Here is a 7,700-nt window from a genome sequence, read left to right on the forward strand (position 1 = left end):
GCGCCTCGTTGCGGATCAGCGGCACCGCCTGGCGCTGCATGTTGGCACCCATCAGGGCGCGGGACGCGTCGTCGTGCTCCAGGAACGGGATCAGCGCGGTGGCCACCGAGACCATCTGGCGCGGGGACACGTCCATGTACTGCACGTCGGCCGCAGCGACCTCGTCGGCATCGCCGTGCTTGAGCCGGACCAGCACCCGGTCCTCGGCGAAGGCACCGTCGGCATCCAGCGCCGCGTTGGCCTGCGCGATGATGTACCGGTCCTCCTCGTCGGCGGTCAGGTAGTCGATCTGGTCGGTGACCCTGCCGTCGATGACCTTGCGGTACGGGGTCTCGATGAAGCCGAAAGCGTTCACCCGGGCGAAGGACGCCAGCGAACCGATCAGACCGATGTTCGGACCCTCAGGGGTCTCGATCGGGCACATCCGGCCGTAGTGCGACGGGTGGACGTCACGGACCTCCATGCCGGCGCGGTCGCGGGACAGACCGCCCGGACCCAGCGCCGAGAGCCGGCGCTTGTGGGTCAGGCCGGCGACCGGGTTGGTCTGGTCCATGAACTGCGACAGCTGCGAGGTGCCGAAGAACTCCTTCAGCGCCGCCGAGACCGGACGGATGTTGATCAGCGTCTGCGGCGTGATCGCCTCGATGTCCTGCGTGGTCATCCGGTCGCGGACGGTGCGCTCCAGCCGGCCCAGGCCGATCCGGAGCTGGTTCTGGATGAGCTCGCCCACGGTGCGCAGCCGGCGGTTGCCGAAGTGGTCGATGTCGTCGGTCTCGACGATCTGCTCGCCGATGGTCTCCCGGCCCTCGTGCAGGGCGACCACGTAGCGGATCGCCGCGACGATGTCGTCCAGGGTCAGCACCTGGGTGTCGAAGGGCAGGCCGGTGCCGAGCTTCTTGTTGATCTTGTAGCGACCAACCTTGGCCAGGTCGTACCGCTTCGGGTTGAAGTAGTAGTTCTCCAGCATCTGCTGGGCGGCCTCACGGGTCGGCGGCTCGCCCGGGCGCAGCTTGCGGTAGATGTCGAGCAGCGCCTCGTCGGTATTGGCGGTGTGATCCTTCTCGAGGGTGAGCCGCATCGACTCGAACTCGCCGAACTCGGCCAGGATCTGCTCGTTGGTCCAGCCCAGCGCCTTGAGCAGCACGGTGACGTTCTGCTTGCGCTTGCGGTCGAGCCGGACGCCGACCATGTCGCGCTTGTCGACCTCGAACTCGAGCCAGGCGCCCCGGCTCGGGATCATCTTGCAGGTGAAGATGTCCTTGTCGGACGTCTTGTCCGGGGTCTGCTCGAAGTAGACACCGGGCGAACGGACCAACTGCGACACCACCACACGCTCGGTGCCGTTGATGATGAAGGTGCCCTTGTCGGTCATCAGCGGGAAGTCGCCCATGAACACCGTCTGGCTCTTGATCTCGCCGGTGTCGTTGTTCATGAACTCGGCGGTGACGAACAGCGGCGCCGCGTAGGTGACGTCGCGGTCCTTGCACTCCTCCACGGAGTGCTTGGGGTCTTCGAAGCGGTTGTCACGGAAGGACAGCGACATCGTCTGCGACAGGTCCTCGATCGGGGAGATCTCTTCGAAGATCTCCTCCAGGCCGGACTTGGTGTTGACGTCGGTGCGTCCCTCGGCGAGCGCTGCGGCTACCCGGTTACGCCAGGTCTCGTTGCCGACCAGCCAATCGAAGGACTCGATCTGCAGGTCGAGCAGATTCGGGACTTCAAGGGGTTCGGCGATCTTGGCGAACGAGATACGGCCGGAGGCGGAGACGACATTGGTGTTCTTCGACGCAGAGCGCGAGACGGCCAAGGTGATGGTCCTTCCAAGAAACCCGGCGGTGTAGCCGGTTCTTTGCACGCAGAACGGCCCGCGTCAAATCACGGGTCGTAGGTGAGCGATGGGCAAACAATCACTATAGTCCATCGGCCACGATTTGCCAAGTGGGTCCATCCACTCCCGGCTGCGCTCCTTGCACCGCGTCCCTGCGATGCGGGCTCAGCCGATGCGGGCTGAGCCACCGTCGTCACGATAGCGCGGAGACCCCTCAGCTCAACCGCGCAACGCGGAAGGGGGCGGGCCGGCAAGGAATCGCACGGATATGACTTGTCAAGGATGACCGCTGCCCGGCGTCGTCACGGCGCGAAACGGCCAGGAGTGAAGGCCCAGAACGCACTGAATCGGTGCTCGCCTCGGGCAACGGGAGGAAACTCACAAGGCGAACACCGATCAGCAGTGCCCATCAACGACGCTATCGGGGGGTTGTGCCGTCGACAGCAGTAATCACACCACCACTTGACAAGCTTGTCAAACACTAGGGGAAGGGTTGTCCATATTATGGACACTCATGTCTTCGAGCGCTGCGGCCCGCTGCCAGCACTGGCTGGCTTGGCGGAATTGTTCCTGCTTGCCGTAGAGATCGGCAGCCCTGATGAAGGCCGCCCGGGCACGTGCCGGACGCCCCAGGTCGAGTTCGATCTCGGCCAGCAGTTCCTGGCCCTGACCGTTGCTGATCGTGGCCGGACGCATCGCCGGGTCGACCAGTACCGCTTCGACGAGTTCCGCAGCCTGCTCGGGCCGACCCTCATGCAGCTGCAGCTTGGCCTCAGCCAGCCGCAACTCGAACATGTCGAAGACGCTGCCGATCAAGCTGAGCCCGCCGCGGGCCACTTCGAGCATCTCGCGGACGCCGTCGGTGATCCCCGCGTCGAGTCGGCAATTGGCGGCCGAGCGGTTCAGTCGCAACCACATTCGCAGATCGCGACGAGGGTTCAGCAACTCCATCGCCAGGTCGTGCAACTCCAGCCCCTTGGCCACGTTGCCCGACTTGAACGAAGCGGTGCCCAGCGTCCAGTAGATGACGCCGCGGGCGTGAGCCGATTCGACGTGCAGCGACACGTCTTCCAGCCAGGCGCACAACCGATCGGTCTCGGCCGTGGGCCGGCCCGCCTCCAGCGCGGCGCTGATCAGGCACATCAGGGCGTCCGCCATCACGATCGGCGGGGCTTCCCGAGCCAACTCGACAGCCTGTCCGGCATGGACGAGCGCCATCGGCAACTCGTCGCCGACTCGGTGCGCGGTGGCCGACAAGCACAGCGCCTGCGCGCGCAGCGTCGGCGAGGTCGCCGCCACCTGGTGCGCGGCGAGCCGCTCGGCGAAGTGGATCGCATCGGCGAACTCGCCCTCGGCCAGTGCTGCCTGTGCCTGCACGTAGAGCGCCTGCCAATGCCGCTCGGGCTGCCCGGCGTTCAACGCGGACGCCGCCGCACGGGTCGCGAGTTCGCCGGCGGTCGCCCAGTCACGGTCGTGCCAGGCCCGCTCGGCCACCAGCAGATGCTCCAGAGCGTGAGTGTCGTCAAAGCTGTCGATGGGCTCGGGCAGCGACGGCTCCATGCCGAGTTCGTCGGCCGTCACCCCTAGCCGCAGCGCCAAGAACTCGACCACGTCATGCGACGCCGCGCGTCGCCCGCTCTCCAGATGCGAGATGTAGCTGCCGGTGTAACGGTCGCCACCGAGCTCTGCTTGCGACATGCCGAGCCGCTTGCGGGTGGCCCGAAGTCGAGCGCCGAACCCGTCGTGGGTCAGCGAAGTGGTCAAAACGCACCTCCTCCGGACTTCTGTCTCCCAGTCTGACCAGTAGTTGACATGTCCGTCAAGTATCGATACGTTTTTGTCAACAGCAAGTCCTCGCCAAACCACCCGGGGAGCACAATGAACAAGACGATCCGCAAGGCCCTCGTTGCCGTCGCGGCGCTCATCGCCGTCACTGCCGTGCCGGTCGCCTCCCAGGCCCCTCAGGCCGCCGGTGGCTTCGGTGATTGGCCCGTCAGCGCTCGCCTCGGCCACCGCTGACCCCTCAAGCCAGCCCACACCCACCCCCGCTAGGCAGTTCGGCGGCGGAACTCTCGGGTTCCGCCGCCGATCACTGATGCCCGGGGGTGGGCGTCACGATCTCGGCGTCGCCATCGGGTGACCGGTTCGGTGCACGATCTCGGGTTCCAGCGCGAAATCGCCTACCCGGCCGCGCATCCGTGTCACGATCCCGAGATCGGGACCACGCCGACGTCCGGAGTTCCCCCACGCAGCCACGCGTCCCTGAGAGGGGTGAGCGTGCCCCGCGACGCGGTGCGAGAATCCCGAGACGCGGTGTGAGAGTCCCAGGAACGCGAAATCGGCGGTGGAACCCTCTCGGGCTCCACCGCCGACTTGTGCGGTGTGTGTCAGCTCACTTGACGGACACGGCGGCACCGGCGGCCTCCAGGGCCTCCTTCGCCTTGGCCGCGACGTCGCGGGCGACCTTCTCCAGGACGGGCTTCGGAGCGGCCTCGACCAGGTCCTTGGCCTCCTTCAGGCCCAGGCTGGTGAGCGCGCGCACCTCCTTGATGACCTGGATCTTCTTGTCGCCGGCGGACTCGAGGATCACGTCGACCTCGTTGCTGACCTCTTCTTCTTCGGCAGCCTCGCCACCGCCGGCGGCGGCCGGCGCGGCGGCCACGGCCACCGGAGCGGCGGCGGTGACGCCGAAGGTGTCCTCGAACTGCTTCACGAACTCGGAGAGCTCGATCAGGGTCATCTCCTTGAAGGCATCAAGGAGTTCGTCGGTGCTGATCTTCGCCATGATGATGTTCCTTTCGTCTTACTTCGATGCAGCGTCAGCCGCGTCTTCGGTGGCCTCCGCAGCGGGCGCTGCATCGGTTGCCGGGTCTCCCCCGGCCTGCTTCTGGTCGGACAGTGCGGCCAGGACGCGAGCGGCCTGGCTGAGCGGGGCGGCGAACAGGCCAGCGGCCTTCGCCAGGTTGCCGTTCATCGCGCCGGCCAGCTTCGCGAGCAGGACCTCGCGAGACTCCAGGTCGGCCAGCTTCTTGACCCCTTCGGCGTCGAGGACACGACCGTCCATGACGCCACCCTTGATGACCAGATGCGGGTTCGCCTTCGCGAAGTCACGCAGACCCTTGGCGACGTCGGCGACGTCACCGGTGATGAACGCGATCGCGGTGGGGCCGGCGAGCTGGTCGTCCAGGCCCTCGATGCCCGCTTCACGGGCGGCGATCGTGGTCAGCGTGTTCTTCGTCACGGCATAGGTGGCGTTCTCACCCAAGGACCTGCGCAGTTCCTGCAGGTTCTTCACAGTGAGACCGCGGTACTCGGTCAGTACGGCGGCGGCCGCGTTGGTGAAGCTGTCCTTCAGCTCCGCCACGGCTGCGGCTTTGTCATCCCTCGCCATGAGTCTCCTTCCCACTTCCGTTGATCTGCCTCGGACGTGGAAAAACCCCGGCGCGCAAGGCAATCCGGGGCGAACTCGTGACGAGCTGTTCAGGAATACCTGCGCGGGCGATCGTTGATCCTTAGGACATCGAGTGATGTCACCAGCGGTCTTCGGCTCCACGCAGTCTATGACACGGCGTCCGGGCCGGCCAAATCGGCGGACTCGGCGTCCGGCTCGGAGGGATCGCCTCGTCGGTTGCGCCGTCTGGGACGATTCTGCAATGAACGGAGTACGGGTGCGTGACTACACCGAGGCCGACGCCGCGCCGACCCTGAAAGTGTTCCGGGACGCCGTGATGGTCACCGGCGCGCAACGCTACACCGCCGATCAGGTCGCGGCATGGGCCGGACCGCCGGAGGACAACCTTCCGGCCTGGCACGCGGCCCGGTCGGCACCGGCGACGATCGTCGCGGTGATCGACGACACCGTGGTCGGCTTCTCCGACCTCGACGAGCAGGGTTACATCGACATGCTGTTCGTGTCACCTGAGTTCGGACGCCGCGGCGTGGCGAGCAGGCTCCTCGACGAGATCGAAACACGCGGGCGAACCGCCGGGCTGGACGCGCTCACGGTCAGCGCCAGCCTGCTGCTGCGTCCGTTGCTCGAGCGCCGCGGGTTCGTCGTCGAGAAGCAGCTGGCTCCCGAGGTCAACTCGGTGATGCTGGTCAGCTTCGCGATGCGCAAGGGCCTCTGACCTCCCCCGCGCTCGCTGAACTATCCAGGGCTCGCCGAGTTCAGCGAGCCCTGAATAGTTCGGGGAGCGTTTGAACGGGGAACGACGGTGCCCGGACGCGGAACGGCCCGGCGTCCGATGACGGACGCCGGGCCGTTGCCGGGTGATCGAACTCAGACCTCGGCGGGCTTCGACCGGGTGGGGTCGACGCCGACGCCGGGGCTCATCGTGGACGACACGGTGACCTTCTTGAGGTACCGGCCCTTCGACGAGGACGGCTTGAGCCGCAGCACCTCGTCCAGGGCGGCGAAGTAGTTCTCGGTGAGCTGCTCGGGGCTGAACGAGGCCTTGCCGACGATGAAGCACAGGTTGGCGTGCCGGTCGACGCGGAACTCGATCTTGCCGCCCTTGATGTCGCTGACGGCCTTGGCGACGTCCATGGTGACGGTGCCGGTCTTCGGGTTCGGCATCAGGCCGCGCGGACCGAGCACCCGGCCCAGGCGTCCGACCTTGCCCATCATGTCCGGGGTGGCCACGACGGCGTCGAAGTCGAGGTAGCCGCCGGTGATCTTCTCGATCAGCTCGTCGGCACCGACCTCGTCGGCGCCCGCGGCGGTGGCGTCCGCGGCCTTCTCACCGGTGGCGAAGACGAGGACCCTTGCCGTCTTGCCGGTGCCGTTGGGAAGGTTCACGGTGCCGCGGACCATCTGGTCCGCCTTCCGCGGGTCGACGCCGAGCCGCATCGCGACCTCGACCGTCTCGTCGAATTTGGCGGTGGCGTTGTTCTTGACGATCGCCAGAGCCTCCTCCGGGGTGTACACCTGATCGGCGTCGCGGTTCTCCGCGGCTGCCCGGTAGGCCTTGCTGCGCTTCATTACTGGTCTCCTTGTGATGTCGGCCTCGTGTGGCCGATCTGCCAGGTGCGGTCCGGACGTCGTCCTGCCGCGGGTGTGGGTGGTGGCTACGTACTCAGCCGGCGACCGTGATGCCCATGGAGCGGGCGGTGCCCTCGACGATCTTGGCGGCGGCCTCGATGTCGTTGGCGTTCAGGTCGGGCAGCTTGGTGGTGGCGATCTCGCGGACCTGGGCGGCGGTGATGGTGCCGACCTTGTCCTGGTGCGGACGCGCGGAGCCGCTCTTGACGCCGGCGGCCTTCTTGATCAGCTCGGCGGCCGGCGGGGTCTTGGTGACGAACGTGAACGTGCGGTCTTCGTAGATGGTGATCTCGACCGGGATCACGTTGCCGCGCATGGCTTCGGTTTCTGCGTTGTACCGCTTGCAGAACTCCATGATGTTGACGCCGTGCGGGCCGAGCGCGGTGCCGACCGGCGGAGCCGGGGTCGCCGCACCCGCGTTCAGGGCGACCTTGACGATGGCCGCTACCTTCTTCTTGGGAGGCATGTGTGGGTCCTTAACTCGTTGTGTTTCGGGTTCGCGAACTAGACCTTGGCGATCTGGTTGAACGTCAGGTCGACCGGGGTCTCCCGACCCAGGATCTCCACCAGGGCCTTGAGCCGCTGGCTGTTCGCGTTGATCTCGGTGATGGTCGCGTGCACGCCCGAGAACGGGCCGTTGACGACCATGACGGAGTCACCGACCTTGAAGTCGGCGACCTCGACCTTGCGGGTGCGCTTCTTCGGGCCGGACGCCGCGGCTGCCGCCTTGGCCAGCGCGGCCGGCGCCAGCATCTTGTGCACCTCGTCCAGCGACAGCGGGACGGGGGCGTTGGCGTGCGCGACGAAGCCGGTCACCGACGGGGTGTGCCG

General features: G+C 66.8%; 7 protein-coding genes and 2 pseudogenes. 2 read left to right on the plus strand and 7 right to left on the minus strand.

Going from position 1 to position 7,700, the window contains the following annotated elements; all coding sequences use genetic code 11:
- Window positions 1-1,807, minus strand: a pseudogene (locus tag Q0066_RS11850) (DNA-directed RNA polymerase subunit beta); the annotation flags it as partial.
- 495 nt (window positions 1,808-2,302) lie between these two features.
- Window positions 2,303-3,592 (minus strand): helix-turn-helix transcriptional regulator, encoded by a 1,290-nt coding sequence (locus tag Q0066_RS11855; protein WP_298133137.1) that lies wholly within the window; start codon window positions 3,590-3,592, stop codon window positions 2,303-2,305.
- 114 nt (window positions 3,593-3,706) lie between these two features.
- On the opposite strand from Q0066_RS11855, the gene Q0066_RS11860 reads away from it, so the two are divergent.
- The gene (locus Q0066_RS11860) at window positions 3,707-3,847 is read left to right on the plus strand and encodes a hypothetical protein (RefSeq protein WP_298133139.1); all 141 of its coding nucleotides are present in this window, start codon (window positions 3,707-3,709) and stop codon (window positions 3,845-3,847) included.
- Window positions 3,848-4,220: 373 nt separating this feature from the next.
- On the opposite strand, the gene rplL is transcribed toward Q0066_RS11860, so the two are convergent.
- Together rplL and rplJ are read right to left on the minus strand one after the other, a co-directional pair.
- Window positions 4,221-4,613 carry a 50S ribosomal protein L7/L12 gene (gene rplL / locus Q0066_RS11865; protein ID WP_298133141.1) on the minus strand — a complete coding sequence of 131 codons (393 nt, stop codon included), beginning with the start codon at window positions 4,611-4,613 and terminating at the stop codon, window positions 4,221-4,223.
- An 18-nt stretch (window positions 4,614-4,631) separates the two neighbouring features.
- A complete protein-coding gene (gene rplJ / locus Q0066_RS11870) occupies window positions 4,632-5,219 on the minus strand; it encodes a 50S ribosomal protein L10 (RefSeq protein WP_298133143.1) in 588 nt (195 codons plus the stop codon).
- A gap of 262 nt (window positions 5,220-5,481) precedes the next feature.
- Here rplJ and Q0066_RS11875 point away from each other — a divergent pair, with 262 nt between their 5' ends.
- A complete protein-coding gene (locus Q0066_RS11875; RefSeq protein ID WP_298133145.1) occupies window positions 5,482-5,955 on the plus strand; it encodes a GNAT family N-acetyltransferase in 474 nt (157 codons plus the stop codon).
- A gap of 152 nt (window positions 5,956-6,107) precedes the next feature.
- On the opposite strand, the gene rplA is transcribed toward Q0066_RS11875, so the two are convergent.
- From rplA to Q0066_RS11890, 3 genes and pseudogenes are all read right to left on the minus strand, one after another.
- Window positions 6,108-6,809: a 50S ribosomal protein L1 gene (rplA, locus tag Q0066_RS11880; RefSeq protein ID WP_298133148.1), complete on the minus strand. Its 702-nt coding sequence runs from the start codon at window positions 6,807-6,809 to the stop codon at window positions 6,108-6,110.
- 94 nt (window positions 6,810-6,903) lie between these two features.
- Window positions 6,904-7,335, minus strand: coding sequence for a 50S ribosomal protein L11 (gene rplK, locus Q0066_RS11885; protein WP_298133150.1), 432 nt, complete (start codon window positions 7,333-7,335; stop codon window positions 6,904-6,906).
- Between the two features lie 38 nt (window positions 7,336-7,373).
- Window positions 7,374-7,700, minus strand: a pseudogene (locus tag Q0066_RS11890) (transcription termination/antitermination protein NusG); the annotation flags it as partial.

It is taken from the genome of Micropruina sp. (genome assembly GCF_027492755.1).
Taxonomy (GTDB): domain Bacteria; phylum Actinomycetota; class Actinomycetes; order Propionibacteriales; family Propionibacteriaceae; genus Micropruina.

Coding starts and splice junctions, on each gene's coding strand:
- Q0066_RS11860 (WP_298133139.1), top strand. CDS start 3,707: ATGAACAAGACGATCCGCAAGGCCCTCGTTGCCGTCGCGGCGCTCATC.
- rplL (WP_298133141.1), bottom strand. CDS start 4,613: ATGGCGAAGATCAGCACCGACGAACTCCTTGATGCCTTCAAGGAGATG.
- rplJ (WP_298133143.1), bottom strand. CDS start 5,219: ATGGCGAGGGATGACAAAGCCGCAGCCGTGGCGGAGCTGAAGGACAGC.
- Q0066_RS11875 (WP_298133145.1), top strand. CDS start 5,482: ATGAACGGAGTACGGGTGCGTGACTACACCGAGGCCGACGCCGCGCCG.
- rplA (WP_298133148.1), bottom strand. CDS start 6,809: ATGAAGCGCAGCAAGGCCTACCGGGCAGCCGCGGAGAACCGCGACGCC.
- rplK (WP_298133150.1), bottom strand. CDS start 7,335: ATGCCTCCCAAGAAGAAGGTAGCGGCCATCGTCAAGGTCGCCCTGAAC.